Origin of the sequence: Micromonospora sp. NPDC023633 (assembly GCF_040640035.1) — a bacterium.
Classification (GTDB): domain Bacteria; phylum Actinomycetota; class Actinomycetes; order Mycobacteriales; family Micromonosporaceae; genus Micromonospora.
Genome location: NZ_JBFABB010000019.1, coordinates 15,664 through 30,757, shown reverse-complemented (window position 1 = coordinate 30,757; position 15,094 = coordinate 15,664). Strand labels below are relative to the sequence as shown.

Here is a 15,094-nt window from a genome sequence, read left to right as displayed (position 1 = left end):
CGCCCTTGCGCGTGCCGGGGCTACCCGATGCCGGCCATCCACGCGGGCGCCGCGGTCTTCCCGTCCGGCGCGTGCTCGTCCGCCACCCGCCAGCCGTCGGGCCCCTCGCGCAGCAACAGGAAGCCGACGACGTCGCTGTGCGGGGCGCCGAGGCCGTAGACCTCGTCCTGGCCGACGAAGCCCATCCGGAGGGCGCAGACCGCCGTCGGATCGCGCTTCGCGTTCTTGCACAGACCGAGGTAGCGGACCCCCGGCACGGCCGACAGGTGCCCGGCCATCGCCTCGTCCGGGTTGGCGTACCCGCCGCGACCGGCGGCCGACGACGCGGGGCCGGCCGACGACGCGGCGGCCGACGACGGGGGCGGGGACGAGGGCGCCCCCGGCGTGCCGCCGCTCGCGGGGGGCGGCGCGGTCGCCGGCTCCGGCGGCCCGTCCGACCCGCACGCGGCCAGCGCACCCGACACCAGCACGGCGGCGACGATCCGGAGGACGCGGGTCACCGGCACTCCTCTCCCACGCAGACGATCTCCGGCGGAGATCATCGCATCCGGTGCCGGCGTCCCGGTTGACAGCGGGCCCCGCTCGGACATCCTGGACGGGTGCGAATTCCGAGGCCCGACGCGCGGGCGAAGGCGGTCCTCGCGGCGCTGACGGCGGCCTCGCTGCTGGTGACGCTGATCGTCTGGGGGCGTCAGGATCTCGTCGGGGTGACCCTGGCGCTGCTCTGCGTCCTGTCGACGATGATCGCGGCGGTGTCCGTGGCGGCGGCCCGGCAGGAGGACGGCACGGAACCGGCGGTCACGCCGGGCGGCCCGGGGCAGCCGGCCGGGGGCCTGTACGGCGTCGACGCCGACACGCTGGAGTCGCTCGACAACCGGGAGGCCGTCCGCGCCATGCGGGAGCGCCACCGGGGACGCGGCGGCTCAGCGGCCCGTGAGGGTGGGTGAGGCGAGCGCGTCGAGCCCGCGCCCGGCCAGGCAGCGGTACGTCCGGTCGGCGTCGGCCCCGGCCGGGGGCAGCACCTCGAGGTTCCAGCCGTCCGCGTAGCTGATCCCGCTGGTGAGCCGGAAGGTGGTCTCGTTGCATACCCGGCGCACCACCGCGTCCGCGCTGACCTCGTCGTGATCGGCACCGACCAGGGTGTCCGGGAGCCTGCCCTCGGCGTAGCTCTCCCAGGTGTGCTGGCCGTCGCAGGGCACCCGGGCCGCCCGGGCCCGCGCGCCGCGCACCTCCATCGGCCCGAAGCACTCCAACTCGTCGGCGCAGCCCGCGCCGGCGGGCAACCCGGTCGTCAGGGCACAGGCGGGCAGCACCGCGCTCCTCGCCGCCACGCTCGTCGCCGCCACGCCGGCCGTCGGCGACGGTCCCGGGGACGACACCGCGCCGGCCAGCCAGGCGCCCGCACCGGCCGAGGCGGCCAGCGCGACCATCCCGGCACCGCCGAGGAACCAGCGCCGCCGACGCCGCTGGCCGACGGTGGGCACCGTGGGGTGGAGGTCCTCCACCGGCGGTCGCGGGGCGGGCCGGGAAGCGTGGTCGACGGCGTAGGGGCCGACGGGGCCGGGCCCGCCGCTGACCGGACCCGGCGCGCCCATGCCGCCCACCGGGGAGCCGGCCGGACCGAGCGGCAGGCCGACCAGCAGGTCGCGCAGCTCGACGGCCGAGGGACGCTCGCCGGGATCGTTGGACATCCCGACCCGGAGCACGTCGATCATCTCGGCCGGCACCCCGGGCAGGCCGGGAACCGGCTGGTGGAACATCTCCAGCACGGTGACCAGGCTGGGGTTGCGCTCGGACTGCCAGCGCGGCGGGCGGCCGTGCATCACCGCGTAGAGGGTGGCGCAGAGGGCATAGACGTCGACGGCGGGCGACGGCGGGCTGTGGTTGAACATCTCCGGCGGCGCGTAGGCCGGGGTGAGCACCTCCAGGGCGACCGAGGCGTCCCGCATCTCGGCGACCACCGCGAGCCCGAAGTCGGCCAGCACCGCCGAGTTGAAGTGCGAGTGGAGGATGTTCGCCGGCTTGACGTCGCGGTGCAGCACGCCGGCGGCGTGCGAGTGGGCGATCGCGTCGGCGATCTTGACCCCGAGGTCGCGCGCCTCGGCCGGCCCGAGCGGCGAGGTCCGCATCCGCTCGGCGTACGAGCCGTCGCAGAGCTCCATGATCAGGTAGGGGTGCTGGTCGACCGTGACCCCAACGTCGAAGAGGTCGACCACGTGCGGATGCGACGACATCCGCCCGGCGGCCCGCGCCTCGCGCAGGAAGCGGGCCTGGTCGTGCTCGCTGTCGAGCGTGCGATTCTCCACCTTGACCGCGACCTCGCGACCCACGGAGATCTGGGTCGCCTTGTAGATCGTCGCGTAGCCTCCCCTGGCAAACACGTGCAGATCGGTCAGACCGGGCACGATGGGCAACGGCAGGGCGCCGGGCGGGGTCTCGGTCACAGCTCTGAAAATACCCAACCGGACCGGCGGCTCAGTGAACCGCATCAGCGGCCGGGACGGCACCGGCGGCGGAGCCGCCTCCGCCACCCACCGCTCCCGGACCCGCGCGCCGGTCGTCCCACCAGAGCCCGACGGCGGTCGCCACCGCGCCGAGGCCCTCCCAGGCCGCCACCCCGAAGAACCGCCCGGGCGCGATGTCGGCCAGCACCACGATGCTGAACACCGTGAACGTCACCAGCCGGAACACCACCGTGAAGCGGAAGAACGGGCGCCACTCGGTGGCGGTGGCGAGCAGGTAGTAGACCCCCATGTTGAACGAGGCCATCGAGGAGGCGACCAGGAAGGTGCCGGTGTGGTCGCCGATCGCGCGGGTCTCCGGCACCTCGAAGCCGAGCAGGCGCAGCAGCGCCTCCGGCCAGACCAGCCCGACCGCGCCCATGAGCAGGGCCAGCACGCCGAAGACCGCGATCGTCCACCCGGCGGCCGAACGCGGCAACCTCATCACGGCCCTCCCCAGACCCGACGCGGTCGCACGACCGACCGCCCCACGGACCTGACACGCTATCGGCCACCCCCGACAGACCGCATCCCCAGAACCGCCGGACCTTTCCGGCCCCGGGACCCGGCGGGACTAGGGGGTGGCGAGGCGGGCCCGCAGGGCGTCGGCGGCGGCGCGCTCGCTGCGCTGCTCCGTCGCGTACGCCAGGCAGACCGCCTCCTCGGCGCTGGCCAGCGCCTCCTCCGGCCGGCCGCAGGCCGCGAGCGCCTCGGCGAGCACGCGCGCGGCCACCACCTGGCTGCGCACGTCCTCCGCCGGGACGGTGACGGCCCGCCGGGCCCAGTCCAGCGCCTGCTCGTGCTGGCCGTGGGCGAGCAGCGCGGACGCGTACCGGGCCATGGTGTGGCGGCGGGAGAAGAGCAGCGAGGGCACGGTGGCGGCGGCCGTGGCCACCGGGGCGAGCAGCCCGACGGCGGTCGCGGAGTCGCCGGCGGCCAGCCGGGCGGTGGCCAGCAGCACCCGGGGCCCCACCTGGGCGGGCGCCTGCGGGTTGTGCGGCTCGACGGCGGTCAGCACCGAGCGGGCGTGCCGCTCGGCCGTCTCGCAGTCGCCCAGATCCAGCGCCACGAACCCGCGCAGCGTGCCCGCCATCCCGGTGAGCAACGGGTGCGACGTCCGCTCCGCGTACGACAGCGCGTCGGTGAGCAGGTCGGCGGCGTGCCCCGGCTCGCCCAGCCCGCGCGCCACGACCCCCCGGACGACCAGCGCGAACCCGCGCCCCCAGTCGTCGGAGGCGGCGGCGAACTCCCGGTACGCCCGGCGGGCCCCCCGGTCCGCCTCGGCCAGCTCGCCCAGCTCGGCGGTGGCGAACGCCTCGACCGCGCGCAGCGTGCCCACCGCCCACGCCTCGCCGACCCGCTCGCCGAACGGCAGGAAGACCTGCGCCATCCGGCACGCCTCGCGCAGCCGGCCGGCGAGCAGCCGGGCGAAGGCGGTGGTGCCACGCAGCCACGCCCGCCCGTACGGGTCCTTCAGCTCGGCGAAGAGCCGGGCGGCCCGGCCGAGCACGGCATCGGTGCCGGCGAAGTCGCCCCGGGTCGTGGTCACCCAGGCCAGGTTCTGCAACGACCACGCCTGCCCCCGGCGGTCCTGCGCCTGGAGGCTGACCTGGTACGACGCGGCGAGCCGGCTGCTGGCCTGCCCCAACCGCCCGGCGACGAAGTCGGCCATGCCGAGGCGGCGCATCGCGGAGGCGCGCAGCGTCGGCAGCCCTCCGGCCGTGGCCACCTGCAACGCCTCCTGCCAGCAGGCCACCGCGCGCCCCTGGTCGCCCATGGTCTGGTGGGCCTGCCCGGCGAGCAGCAGCGCGCTGGTCCGGACGACGGGCTCGTCGCCGGCGTTGGCGGCGATCTTCTCGGCGAAGGCGAGGGCGTCGGCGGGGCGACCGACCTGGAGCAGCGCCCGGGCGTGCACCACCCGGTCGGCCGCCGGCACCCCGTCGCGGGCCAGCTCGGCGGCGCGTTCGGCGTACTCCACGGCCATCGCCGGCTCGCCCGCCTGCAGCGACCGGCGCGCCGCCCCGCCGAGCGCGGCGACGCCCAGACCGACGACGGCCCGCGCCGGCGCGTCCGGCCGCAGGCCGACCGCGTCGGCCAGCGCGGCGGCCCGTTCCACGTGCTGGGCCACGAAGACGTCCCGGGCCGCCTCGGCGAAGCCACCCGGCGCGCCCGCCCCCGCCGGCGGATCGGCCGCGGCCCACCGGGCCAGCGCCGCGTGCCGCTCGGCCAGCTCGGCCTTGCTCACCCCGGCGTACGCGGCCTCGCGCATCAACGGCGTCGCGAAGGCGTACCCGGTGCGGGTGCGGTGCAGCATCCGGCGTTGCAGCAGCTCCTCGACCGCCCGCTCCAGCTCGACGGCGACCACCGCCGCCGGTCGGCCGTCGCGGCCGGCCCGCTGCTCGCGCAGCGCCTCCAGCGCACCGTCCGGCACGGTGTCGCCGACGACCGCCGCGTCCCGCAGCACGGAGCGGGCCTCCGCCGGCAGCGCGTCGATGCGCGCGGCGAGCACCGCGGCCAGGTCGCGGGAGAGCAGGCGGCTGCCGAGCGAGCCGGGCACCAGTCGCCAGCCGCCCTGGTTCGGGGAGTTCCGCTCGGCGACGGCGGTCAGCGCGCCCCGCTCCATCAGCAGGGTGACCAGCTCGGCCAGGTAGAACGGGTTGCCCTGGGCGGTGGCGAGCAGCCGGTCGGTGTCGGGCTGCGGCAGCCTGCCGCCGCTGAGGTAGGTGGTGAGCAGCCGGGCCGCGTCGGCGCCGCGCAGCGGCGGCAGCGCGTGCACCTCGGCGTCCGCGACCCGGGTCAGCGCCCCGGCGGTACGCACCAGCTCGGGCCGGCCGAGCAGCAGCACCAGCACCGGGCCGGCGAGCCGGGACAGGGTGACCCCGAGGGCCTTGATGGTCTCGGCGGTGGCGTCGTGCAGGTCGTCGACGACGATCACCAGGGGCGCCTCCCCGGCGAGCGCGGTGAGCAGGTCCGCGACCGCGTTCGGCACGGCGTCGGCGTCGGCGGGCTGGGTGGTGCCCCACTCGCCCTGGTCGGCCGGGCCGCCACCGGGCAGCTCCGCGTACCCGAGCAGGGCCAGCAACTGGTCGGTGGCGACCGGCGCCGGCTCGCCGGAGCGGCTGAGTCGCTGACCGAGCCGGCGCAGGCGTTCCTCGACGGCCGGGCGGGTGAGCGCGGTGGCGGCGTCGTTGGGCAGGCCGACCGCCGCCCGGACCAGGTCGGCCAGGGGCGCGAGCCGGCGTCGCTCGCCGAACGCGGCGCAGCGCACCGAGAGCACCCGGGCGCCGGTGTGCGCGGCGTACCGGCCGGCGCCGACGTCGTAGCCGGCGGCGAGGCGTTCCACCTCGGCGGCGAACCGGGACTTGCCGATCCCGGCCTCGGCGGTCATCAGCAGCACCCGGGGCTCGGCGCGGTCGATGACCTCGGCCAGCCGGCCGGCGACCCGACCGATCTCGGTCTCCCGGCCGACGAAGGGGGCCTCGTCGCCGAGGCCGGAGCGGGTGCCCGGGGCGTCCAGGAGACCGAGCAGCTCGTACGCCTCGACCGGCTCGCGCTTGCCCTTGAGCCGCAGCGGGCGCAGCGCCCGCCAGGAGGCGACGTGCCGGGTGGCGGCGGAGGTGCGCGCCCCCGCGTAGACCGCGCCGACGGCGGCGGCGTCGGCCAGCCGGGCGGCGGTGTTCACGGTGTCGCCGATGACCGTGTACTCGATCGCGGCCTGGATGCCGGCGATCACGTCGCCGGTGTTCAGCCCGACGCGCAGGCCGAGCGGCGCGCCGCCGCCCCGCTCGTCGTCGAGCACCCGGCGGACCGCCCGCTGCATCGACAGCGCGGCGCGCACGGCCCGCTCGGCGTCGTCCTCGTGCGCGACCGGCGCGCCGAAGACCGCCATGATCCCGTCGCCGGTGAGCTTGTCGACGTGCCCGCCGAACGTCTTCACCGCGCCGGCCAGGGCGGCGAGCACCCGGTCGGTGACCGCGCCGACGCGTTCCGGGTCGAGGTCCTCCGACCAGGAGGTGAAGTCGGACAGGTCGCCGAAGAGCACCGTCACCACGCGGCGTTCGGCCGCGGGCAGCGTCGCGGCGGCCGGCAGCGCGGCGCCGCAGTTGTGGCAGAACCGCGCGCCGGGCACGGCGACGGTTCCGCACACCGGGCAGGTCACGCTTGCCCCAACCCCGCGGCACCTCCGCCGGATTCCCGACCCAGGTACTCCAGCTGCGCCCGGACCGACCACTCGGCGGCCCACCACAGCGACCGGTCGACGTCCGCGTAGACCGTCGCGACCACCTCGGCGGCGGTGCTGGCACCCGCGGCGACCGCCGCCCTGACCTGGTCGAGCCGGGCCCGGCGGTGGGCCAGGTAGAAGTCCGCGGCGGCGCCGCAGTCGGCCAGCGCCGGGCCGTGCCCCGGCAGCGCCGGGATCCCCCGGTACGTCGAGAGCAGCTCCAGGCTGGCCAGATAGTCCCCGAGGTGCCCGTCCGGGTGGGCGACCACGGTGGTCCCCCGACCCAGGATCGTGTCGCCGGTGAGCACCACCCGCTCGTCGCCGTGCTCGACCAGGAAGCAGACCGAGTCGCCGGTGTGCCCGGGGGTCGGCACGAGCCGGACGCCCAGGCCGTGGCCGCCGAGTTCCTCCCCGGGCGCGGCCAGCGGCTGCCCGGCGATGGTGTGCGCCGGGTCGGCGGCGCGTACGGGCACCCCGTCGAGCAGGTCGTGCAGGCGGCGCGAGCCGTCGGTGTGGTCGGGGTGGCCGTGGGTGATCAGCACCAGGCCGATCGGCCCTCGCGCGGCGATCGCCGCCAGGTGCCCCTCGTCGGCCGGGCCCGGGTCGACGACGACGGCGTGCTCCTGGCCGGGGGCGCGCAACACCCAGGTGTTGGTGCCGTCGAGCGTCATCGGCCCCGGGTTGGGGGCACGCAGCAGCGTCACCCAACCCGGGAGTTCGCCGGCGAGCGCCGCCGCCGGCGCGGTGAAGTGCCCGGTCATGGCTGCGATCGTACGGCCCCGCCGGCCACTCCCCGCGATCCTGCGCTCTCGGCCCCCGGTACGTCCCAGTTCACGGCTTTTGCCGGGTGCACAGCGCAGGATCGCGGGGCGGTGGCGCAGGTCAGGAGACCTCGACGATGACCTCGACCTCGACGGGGGCGTCCAGGGGCAGCTCGGCGACGCCGACGGCGCTGCGCGCGTGCCGGCCGGCCTCCCCGAAGACCGCGCCGAACAGGTCGGAGGCGCCGTTGATCACGCCCGGGACGGCGGTGAAGCCGGAGGCGGCGGCGACGAAGCCGGTCAGCTTGACGACCTTGACGACGTTCTCCAGGCCGACCAGCGAGTCGATCGCGGCCAGCGCGTTGAGCGCGCACTGCTGGGCCAGGTCCTTGGCCTGCTCGGCGGAGACGCCGGCGCCGACCTTGCCGGTGGCGAGCAGCTTCCCCTCGACCATCGGCAGCTGCCCGGAGACGTAGACGTGCTGCCCGGACTGTACGGCCGGCACGTAGCTGGCCAACGGCGGGACCACCTCGGGCAGCGTGTGCCCGAGCTCGGCGAGCTTCGCGTGCGGACCGTTGCTCATGCCTTCGGCCGCTTCAGGTAGGCGACGAGCTGCTCCGGGTTGGGACCGGGAACCACGGAGACGAGTTCCCACCCGTCCTCACCCCAGTTGTCGAGGATCTGCTTGGTCGCGTGGACCAGCAGCGGGACCGTGGAGTATTCCCACTTCTGCATAGGTGGAGGGCTCCCTTGGCTGGAGTTCGACTTCTCGACGCACAGCCTACGGTCCGGCCGACGGGCGGGGCGCGGGACGCTGCTCCGGCGGCGTCGGCACCTCTCCGCAGGGGCCGCCGTGCTCGTACGGCTGGGGGCAGCGGGAGCGGTCCGACAGCAGCAGGTCACAGAAGACCCGGTGCCGGTTGTTCTGGTCGTCGGTGCTGGAGACGGTGGTCTCGCCGGCGTCCAGTTCGGTCAGGAAGCTCAGCGAGGTGGCGACCGTCCCGGCCAGCGCGGTGGCCGCCCTCAGGTCGGCGACCCGGATCGGCAGGTGGATGACGAACCCGGGCTCCTCCTCGTCCCGGCCGCCCGGGCCCGGCCGGCCGGGCGCGCGCACCACCTCGGCGGGTTCGGCGGGCCGCCGGTACGACCGCTCGTTGATGGGCAGGCCGGCGCCGCCCTCGGCGTCGCCCGAGGAGCCGGGCCGCCGCGCCCGGTCGCCCGCCGGGAACTGGGCTCGAGGAATGTTGTCCACGTCGCGCATGCCTTGCCTCCGGACGTCGTACCTGGTCAGGTCGTCGCTTGCGGGCCGGGACCCTTCGTCCGGCCCGCCCCCCGCGCCGGTGAGAACGTAGGTCCGGGGCGACAGTCCCGCCAACAGGACGCGCACATCTGGTCACACAAAGTCACATATGCGACACAGCGTCGGTAAGGAACCTGACGGCACCCGCCGCCCCCCGGAGCGGCGAATCGACCGTTACCCTTCCGGTCGGACGGGCGCTCGCCGGCTCGCCGCCAGCTCGATCACGCTCGTCGCCCGGTCAGGCGACGACGTCGCAACCCGGGGGATGAGATGACCCAACCACCCAGCGGTGGTCCCGTCGGACCGCCGGCCGGCCAGCCGGGCTTCCCGGCGACTCCCGACGCCGCCGCCGTCCCGCCCGGCCCGGCCGGCGCCGGTGACCCGTCGATCCCGCCTCCCCCGGCCGGGTACCCGCCCTACCAGCCACCCGCCGCGCCGAAGAAGAAGCGCGGCGTGCTCATCGCCGCCATCGCCCTGGCCGTGATCCTGCTGCTCTGCGCCGCCGGCGGCGTCGTCACGTTCCTGACGCTGCGCGACGCCGAGAGCGGCGAGGGGGCCAAGGAGCCGGCGGTCGCGGTGGACGAGTTCCTCAAGGCCGTCTACCAGGAGCGCGACGCGGACCGGGCGGCCGGCCTGGTCTGCTCCTCGTCCCGCGACGAGAAGAAGATCGCCGCCAAGGTCGCCGAGGTCGAGAAGCACGTCTCTGCCCACCAGAACCCCCGGTTCCGGTGGAGCACCCCCAAGGTTGACAACCAGACCGGCGACCGCGCCACGGTCACCACCAAGGTCACCATGACCACCGCCGACGAGAAGGTGGCCGACCAGGACCTGCGGTTCACCGTGGTGAAGAAGACGGGTTGGTGGGTCTGCGAGGTCGCCTGAGCCCGCGGCCTGGATAGGCTCGACGGGTGCGAGCAGCAGAGTCGCCGGCCGATCCGGCCGGCCCGGAGTGGCCGGCCCGCCTCCACGTCGTGACCGGCAAGGGCGGCACCGGCAAGACCAGCGTCGCGGCGGCGCTGGCCCTGGCCCTGGCCGCCGGCGGCCGGCGCACGCTGCTGGTCGAGGTCGAGGGGCGGCAGGGCATCGCCCAGCTCTTCGGCACCGACCCGCTGCCGTACGAGGAGCGGCACCTGACCGACGCGCCGGGCGGCGGGGAGGTGCGGGCGCTGGCGGTGGACGCCGAGGAGGCCCTGCTGGAGTACCTCGACATGTTCTACAAGCTCGGTGCGGCCGGCCGGGCGCTGCGCAAGCTCGGGGCGATCGACTTCGCCACCACCATCGCCCCGGGCCTGCGGGACGTCCTGCTCACCGGCAAGGTGAAGGAGGCGACCACCCGCACCAGCGGCCAGCGGCGCGCGTACGACGCCGTGGTGCTGGACGCGCCCCCCACCGGGCGGATCGGCCGGTTCCTCAACGTCACCGCCGAGACGGCCCGGCTGGCCAAGGTGGGCCCGATCAAGACCCAGAGCGAGGGGGTCGCCGCGCTGCTGCGCTCCCCGATCACCGCCGTGCACGTCGTCACCCTGCTGGAGGAGATGCCGGTCCAGGAGACGGTCGACGCGATCGCCGAGCTGACCCAGCTCGGCTTCCCGGTGGGACGGGTGATCGTCAACGGCGCCCGGCCGCCGCTGCCCGCGGGGCGGGTGGTGGCCGCCGCCGAGCTGGAGCGGGGGCTGCGCGCCGCCGGGCTGCCGACCGACCGGGCCACCGTCGCCGGGCTGGCCGCCGAGGCGCGCGACCAAGCGGTCCGCCGCGAGCTGGAGGAGACGCTGCGGGCCGACCTGGTGGAGCTGGGCCTGCCGATGACCGAGCTGCCGCTGCTGCCCGACGGGGTGGGCCGGGCCGGCCTGGACCGGCTCGCCGCGACCCTCGTCCGAGCGGATTGACTCACACCTGCCAGCGGCACGGACGCACGGACCGACCCGGCCCGATACGCTCGATTGGTGCCTTCCGAAGACGCGGCGCCGCAGCTGGACGTCGACCAGATCCTCGCCGATCCGGGCGTCCGGATCGTGGTCTGCTGCGGGGCGGGCGGGGTGGGGAAGACGACCACGGCCGCCGCGCTGGCCCTGCGCGCCGCGGAGCGGCACGGCCGGCGCACGGTGGTGCTCACCATCGACCCGGCCCGCCGGCTGGCCCAGTCGCTCGGGCTGACCGAGCTGGACAACACCCCCCGCCAGGTGAAGGGGATCGACGTCGAGGCCAACGGCGGCGAGCTGCACGCCATGATGCTCGACATGAAGCGCACCTTCGACGACGTGGTGCTCCAGCACACCGATCCGGCGAAGGCGGCGGAGATCTTCGCCAACCCCTTCTACCAGGCCATGAGCTCGACCTTCGCCGGCACGCAGGAATACATGGCGATGGAGAAGCTGGGCCAGCTGCACGCCCGGGGCGAGTGGGACCTGATCGTGGTGGACACCCCGCCGTCCCGCTCGGCGCTGGACTTCCTGGACGCCCCGGCCCGCCTGTCCCGCTTCCTCGACGGGCGGATGCTGCGGCTGCTGCTGGCCCCGGCGCGTACCGGCGGCCGGAGCATGTTCAGCCTGGTCACGGCCTCGTTCGGGATGTTCTCCAAGGTCGTGCAGAAGGTGCTCGGGGCGCAGTTGCTGACCGACCTCTCCGGTTTCGTCGCCGCGCTGGATTCGATGTTCGGCGGCTTCCGCCAGCGCGCCGAGCAGACGTACCGCATCCTCCAGGCGCGGGAGACGGCGTTCCTGCTGGTCGCGGCCCCGGAGCCGGACGCGGTCCGGGAGGCCGCCTACTTCGCGGGCCGGCTGCGCGAGGAGAAGATGCCGCTGGCGGGCCTGGTGCTCAACCGGGTGCACCGCTCGGCGGCGCCCGGGCTCGACGCGGCGGAGAGCCTGGCCGCCGCGGAGCGGCTGGCCGGCCTCGGCGGGCACGAGGGCACCGTCGACGTGCTGCGGGCCCACGCGGCGCTGGCCCAGCAGGCGGCACGCGAGCGGCAGGTGGCGGCCCGGTTCACCGAGGCCTTCCCGGCGGTGCCGGCGGTGTCGGTGACGGCGCAGCCCGCCGACGTGCACGACGTCGACGGGCTGCGGACGATCGGCGCGGCGATCAGCCGGCCGTGACGGCGCTCAGCCGGCGGTGCTGACGAGGATCTTGTCCTTGCCGGTCTTGTCCTTGGCGTTCTTCTTCATCGCGGCCTCGAACATCTTGCGCCAGCTCGCCACCTGGGGGTGGCGGCGCAACAGCGCGCGGCGTTCGCGTTCGGTCATGCCACCCCACACGCCGAACTCGATCCGGTTGTCCAGCGCGTCGGCCAGGCACTCGTACCGAACTGGGCAGCTCCGGCAGATCCGCTTCGCCACGTTCTGTTCGGCGCCCTGTACGAACAACGCGTCCGGGTCCCCGTTCTGACACGCCGCCAGCGACGGCCAGTCAGTGATCATGCCCATCTGTACACGTCCCCCCTTGCAGTACCTACCGACCCCGTCGCGGACCAGCCGGCAATTCCCCCCGATCGCCCGGCCTGCCTTCCCCAAGGCGGCACGGACGACATGTGGCGCTGTCGCCGCCCCCATCATGCTCTGTAGTCGACTGATTACGCAACGTTGTCGGCGAAATCCATCATTCCGGACACTCCCGGCTTCCCGGGCTTCGCGACCGCCGGTTACCCCGTCGGAGTCCGCGAAAACGCTGCGAGCCTCCTCCGTCAGGAGGGAGACTCGGCGGCGGATTCACGCAACCACGCACCGGGGGTCGTGCGTTTAGCACAACGAGGTCGGCGCGCGCAGGAAATGGGGAAAGAACGCCCCGGCGCCCCTCGTTCCCTACTCGCGTACCCTGTCGAGGTGACCTGGATGCGGAAACGTGACCACAATGTGCTGACCAACGCCGCATCGCTACTCATATGTGGCCTGTTGGCCGGCGTGGTGGTCGCGGCGGCGGCCTTCCCCGCGGTGGCGATGTCCGGGCTGGCCGCGAAGGCCGGCGCCGAGACCTTCGGCGCACTTCCCAAGGAGCTGACCGTGGCCCGCGCGCCACAGATCAGCTACCTTCTCGCCTCCGACGGCAAGACCCCGCTGGCGACCATGTACGACGAGAACCGTCGCGACGTGAAGCTGGCCGACATCGCGCCCGTCATGCAGAAGGCGATCATCGCCGCCGAGGACCACGACTTCTACAAGCACAACGGCGTGGACCTCAACGGCATCGCCCGGGCCTTCGTCAACAACCAGTCCAACGCGTCCAGCCAGCAGGGCGCCTCGACGCTGACCATGCAGTACGTCCGGCTCGCCATCGCCTACTCGGCGAGTCACCCGGCGGACGTGGTCGCGGCCACCGAGGACACCAGCGCCCGCAAGCTGCGCGAGATGCGCTACGCCATCCAGATCGACAAGGAGCTCTCCAAGGACGAGATCCTGGAGCGCTACCTCAACATCGCCGCGTTCGGCAACGGCGCGTACGGCATCTACGCCGCCAGCCAGGTCTACTTCAACAAGCCGCCGAGCAAGCTGAAGCTCGAGGAAGCGGCCATGCTCGCCGGCATGGTCAAGGCGCCGAGCACCAACGACCCGACCACCAAGAGCGGCCACGCGGCGGCCCTCGCCCGGCGCGACTACGTCATCCAGAACATGGTCGAGACCGGCGCCATCACCCAGCAGGAGGCGGACGCGGCGAAGGCCGTCAAGCTCCAGGTCACCGGCAAGCGGGCCCCCAACGGCTGCGTCTCGACCAACGAGAAGGGCTGGGGCTTCTTCTGCGACTACTTCTACCGCTGGTGGATGCAGCAGGAGACGTTCGGCTCGACCTCGTACGACCGGGAACGGCGGCTGAAGAGCGGCGGCTACACCGTCGTCACCACGCTCGACCCGCAGGCCCAGCGGGGCGCCGACAAGGCCGTCCGCAAGGCCAAGTCGGAGAAGAGCAAGGAAGCCGCCATGGTGGCGGTGGTCGAGCCGGGCACCGGCCGGGTGCGGGCGCTGGCGGTGAACCGCACCTTCAAGCTCGACGATCCGAAGAAGCCGGCCAACAAGCCGCACAGCGATCCGAAGCAGCGCAAGAAGGGCAAGCTCGGCAACTACCCGAACACCGTGAACCCGCTGCTCACCGGCGGCGACGGCCTCACGGGCTACCAGGCCGGCTCGACCTTCAAGATCTTCACCATCGTGGCGGCGCTGGAGAAGGGCATCCCGCTCGGCTACACGATCAACGCCCCGCAGACGTTCAAGTCGGAATACAGGATTCAGCCCGGTCCCGCCGCCTGTCCCGGGACCAACATTTACTGCCCGACCAACTCCGGCAAGAAGGCCGGCGGCGTGCAGACCATGTGGAGCGCCTTCGCCTCCTCCATCAACACGTACTTCGTGCCGCTCCAGCAGAGCGTCGGCGCGGAGAACGTGGTCGACGTGGCCAAGCGGCTCGGCATCCAGTTCCGCACCACCGAGGACATCCGGTTGAGCGGCACGAAGGAGGCCGCGCACGACTGGGGCGCGTTCACCCTCGGCGTCTCGCAGACCACTCCGCTGGAACTGGCCAACGCCTACGCCACGCTCGCGGCGGACGGCAAGTACTGCGAGCCCATCCCGGTGCAGGAGATCAAGGACCCGGAGGGCAAGAAGCTCGACATCGCCAATCCGCGCTGCGAGAAGCGGGTCAGCACCGAGGTGGCCCGCGCCGCCGTCGACGCCGCCCGCTGCCCGGTCGGTGACAACTCCTCGACCAGCAAGTGCGGCGGCAGCCGCACGGCCGCGAACGTCCGGGGCATCGTCGACGCGCCGGTGGCCGGCAAGTCCGGCACCACCGACTCGGAGAAGACCGCCTCCCTGGTCGCGATGACCAAGCAGTACGCGGTGGCCGGCATCATGGCCGACCCGGACTGGCCGCAGACCAACGTCAAGATGAAGCACAACCAGCGCGACGGCATCAACCCGCCGGTCTACGAGACCCTGCGCGACGCCATGAAGGGCAAGAAGCGGGTCGACTTCGAGCCCCCGGGCCAGAAGATCTCCGAGGGCGACCAGCGCCGGATCCCCGACGTGAAGTGCCTGGACCCGGAGCAGGCGAAGTCCCGGATCGAGGCGGAGGGCTTCGACGCGGTCATCTCCGACATCAGGGTCCCGTCGAGCTGCCCCGCCGGCAAGGCCGCCGGCACCAGCCCCGACGGCCGGACCATCAAGGGCGGCGTGGTGACCATCCAGATCAGCGCCGGCGGCGGCACCGCCCCGGGCACGACGCCCGACAACAGCAGGCCGACCAACCCCGGCCGACCGCCCAACCGCCCCGGCGGCTGAGCCGGCCGGACGAACGCCACGGGCGGGCACCCTCGCGGGGGTGCCCGCCCGTT

At 74.3% G+C, this 15,094-nt stretch carries 14 protein-coding genes; 5 read left to right on the top strand and 9 right to left on the bottom strand.

Translation table 11 applies throughout. The annotated features are described in order from the left end of the window. Window positions 1-20: 20 nt before the first annotated feature. The gene (locus tag AB0G13_RS08705) at window positions 21-500 is read right to left on the bottom strand and encodes a hypothetical protein (protein ID WP_357870925.1); all 480 of its coding nucleotides are present in this window, start codon (window positions 498-500) and stop codon (window positions 21-23) included. 99 nt (window positions 501-599) lie between these two features. On the opposite strand from AB0G13_RS08705, the gene AB0G13_RS08700 reads away from it, so the two are divergent. Beyond that, window positions 600-947 carry a hypothetical protein gene (locus AB0G13_RS08700; RefSeq protein ID WP_357870922.1) on the top strand — a complete coding sequence of 116 codons (348 nt, stop codon included), beginning with the start codon at window positions 600-602 and terminating at the stop codon, window positions 945-947. Here AB0G13_RS08700 and AB0G13_RS08695 read toward each other — a convergent pair. The 7 genes from AB0G13_RS08695 to AB0G13_RS08665 all read right to left on the bottom strand — a co-directional run bounded on the left by AB0G13_RS08695 (window position 924) and on the right by AB0G13_RS08665 (window position 8,745). Continuing rightward, window positions 924-2,444 carry a serine/threonine-protein kinase gene (locus tag AB0G13_RS08695; protein ID WP_357870919.1) on the bottom strand — a complete coding sequence of 507 codons (1,521 nt, stop codon included), beginning with the start codon at window positions 2,442-2,444 and terminating at the stop codon, window positions 924-926. The genes AB0G13_RS08700 and AB0G13_RS08695 overlap by 24 nt on opposite strands. Window positions 2,445-2,475: 31 nt before the next feature. Beyond that, a complete protein-coding gene (locus AB0G13_RS08690; protein ID WP_357870916.1) occupies window positions 2,476-2,946 on the bottom strand; it encodes a hypothetical protein in 471 nt (156 codons plus the stop codon). A 129-nt stretch (window positions 2,947-3,075) separates the two neighbouring features. Further along, a complete protein-coding gene (locus AB0G13_RS08685) occupies window positions 3,076-6,660 on the bottom strand; it encodes an adenylate/guanylate cyclase domain-containing protein (protein ID WP_357870913.1) in 3,585 nt (1,194 codons plus the stop codon). Next, window positions 6,657-7,484, bottom strand: a complete 828-nt coding sequence (locus AB0G13_RS08680; protein WP_357870910.1) for an MBL fold metallo-hydrolase — start codon at window positions 7,482-7,484, stop codon at window positions 6,657-6,659. Before AB0G13_RS08680 ends, AB0G13_RS08685 begins: the two co-directional genes overlap by 4 nt. 121 nt (window positions 7,485-7,605) lie before the next feature. Further along, window positions 7,606-8,067 carry a RidA family protein gene (locus AB0G13_RS08675; protein WP_357870907.1) on the bottom strand — a complete coding sequence of 154 codons (462 nt, stop codon included), beginning with the start codon at window positions 8,065-8,067 and terminating at the stop codon, window positions 7,606-7,608. Beyond that, window positions 8,064-8,219 carry a DUF4177 domain-containing protein gene (locus AB0G13_RS08670; RefSeq protein WP_018222171.1) on the bottom strand — a complete coding sequence of 52 codons (156 nt, stop codon included), beginning with the start codon at window positions 8,217-8,219 and terminating at the stop codon, window positions 8,064-8,066. Before AB0G13_RS08670 ends, AB0G13_RS08675 begins: the two co-directional genes overlap by 4 nt. A 46-nt stretch (window positions 8,220-8,265) precedes the next feature. Then, window positions 8,266-8,745 (bottom strand): hypothetical protein, encoded by a 480-nt coding sequence (locus AB0G13_RS08665; protein ID WP_357870904.1) that lies wholly within the window; start codon window positions 8,743-8,745, stop codon window positions 8,266-8,268. A gap of 309 nt (window positions 8,746-9,054) precedes the next feature. Between AB0G13_RS08665 and AB0G13_RS08660 the strand changes: the two genes are divergently transcribed. The 3 genes from AB0G13_RS08660 to AB0G13_RS08650 are packed head-to-tail and all read left to right on the top strand — an operon-like array spanning window position 9,055 to window position 11,876. Beyond that, the gene (locus AB0G13_RS08660; RefSeq protein ID WP_357870901.1) at window positions 9,055-9,666 is read left to right on the top strand and encodes a hypothetical protein; all 612 of its coding nucleotides are present in this window, start codon (window positions 9,055-9,057) and stop codon (window positions 9,664-9,666) included. Window positions 9,667-9,692: 26 nt separating this feature from the next. Further along, window positions 9,693-10,670, top strand: a complete 978-nt coding sequence (locus tag AB0G13_RS08655) for an ArsA-related P-loop ATPase (protein WP_357870898.1) — start codon at window positions 9,693-9,695, stop codon at window positions 10,668-10,670. A gap of 54 nt (window positions 10,671-10,724) precedes the next feature. Further along, on the top strand, window positions 10,725-11,876 hold the full coding sequence (locus AB0G13_RS08650; protein ID WP_357870895.1) for an ArsA-related P-loop ATPase: 1,152 nt from the start codon (window positions 10,725-10,727) through the stop codon (window positions 11,874-11,876). A gap of 6 nt (window positions 11,877-11,882) precedes the next feature. Here the strand turns inward: AB0G13_RS08650 and AB0G13_RS08645 are convergent, their stop codons facing one another. Beyond that, on the bottom strand, window positions 11,883-12,203 hold the full coding sequence (locus AB0G13_RS08645) for a WhiB family transcriptional regulator (RefSeq protein ID WP_357870892.1): 321 nt from the start codon (window positions 12,201-12,203) through the stop codon (window positions 11,883-11,885). A 405-nt stretch (window positions 12,204-12,608) separates the two neighbouring features. Between AB0G13_RS08645 and AB0G13_RS08640 the strand changes: the two genes are divergently transcribed. Further along, window positions 12,609-15,041, top strand: a complete 2,433-nt coding sequence (locus tag AB0G13_RS08640) for a penicillin-binding protein (protein ID WP_357870889.1) — start codon at window positions 12,609-12,611, stop codon at window positions 15,039-15,041. The last annotated feature ends 53 nt before the right edge of the window (window positions 15,042-15,094 follow it).

Coding starts and splice junctions, on each gene's coding strand:
- AB0G13_RS08690 (WP_357870916.1), bottom strand. CDS start 2,946: ATGAGGTTGCCGCGTTCGGCCGCCGGGTGGACGATCGCGGTCTTCGGC.
- AB0G13_RS08680 (WP_357870910.1), bottom strand. CDS start 7,484: ATGACCGGGCACTTCACCGCGCCGGCGGCGGCGCTCGCCGGCGAACTC.
- AB0G13_RS08675 (WP_357870907.1), bottom strand. CDS start 8,067: ATGAGCAACGGTCCGCACGCGAAGCTCGCCGAGCTCGGGCACACGCTG.
- AB0G13_RS08670 (WP_018222171.1), bottom strand. CDS start 8,219: ATGCAGAAGTGGGAATACTCCACGGTCCCGCTGCTGGTCCACGCGACC.
- AB0G13_RS08665 (WP_357870904.1), bottom strand. CDS start 8,745: ATGCGCGACGTGGACAACATTCCTCGAGCCCAGTTCCCGGCGGGCGAC.
- AB0G13_RS08660 (WP_357870901.1), top strand. CDS start 9,055: ATGACCCAACCACCCAGCGGTGGTCCCGTCGGACCGCCGGCCGGCCAG.
- AB0G13_RS08645 (WP_357870892.1), bottom strand. CDS start 12,203: ATGGGCATGATCACTGACTGGCCGTCGCTGGCGGCGTGTCAGAACGGG.
- AB0G13_RS08640 (WP_357870889.1), top strand. CDS start 12,609: ATGCGGAAACGTGACCACAATGTGCTGACCAACGCCGCATCGCTACTC.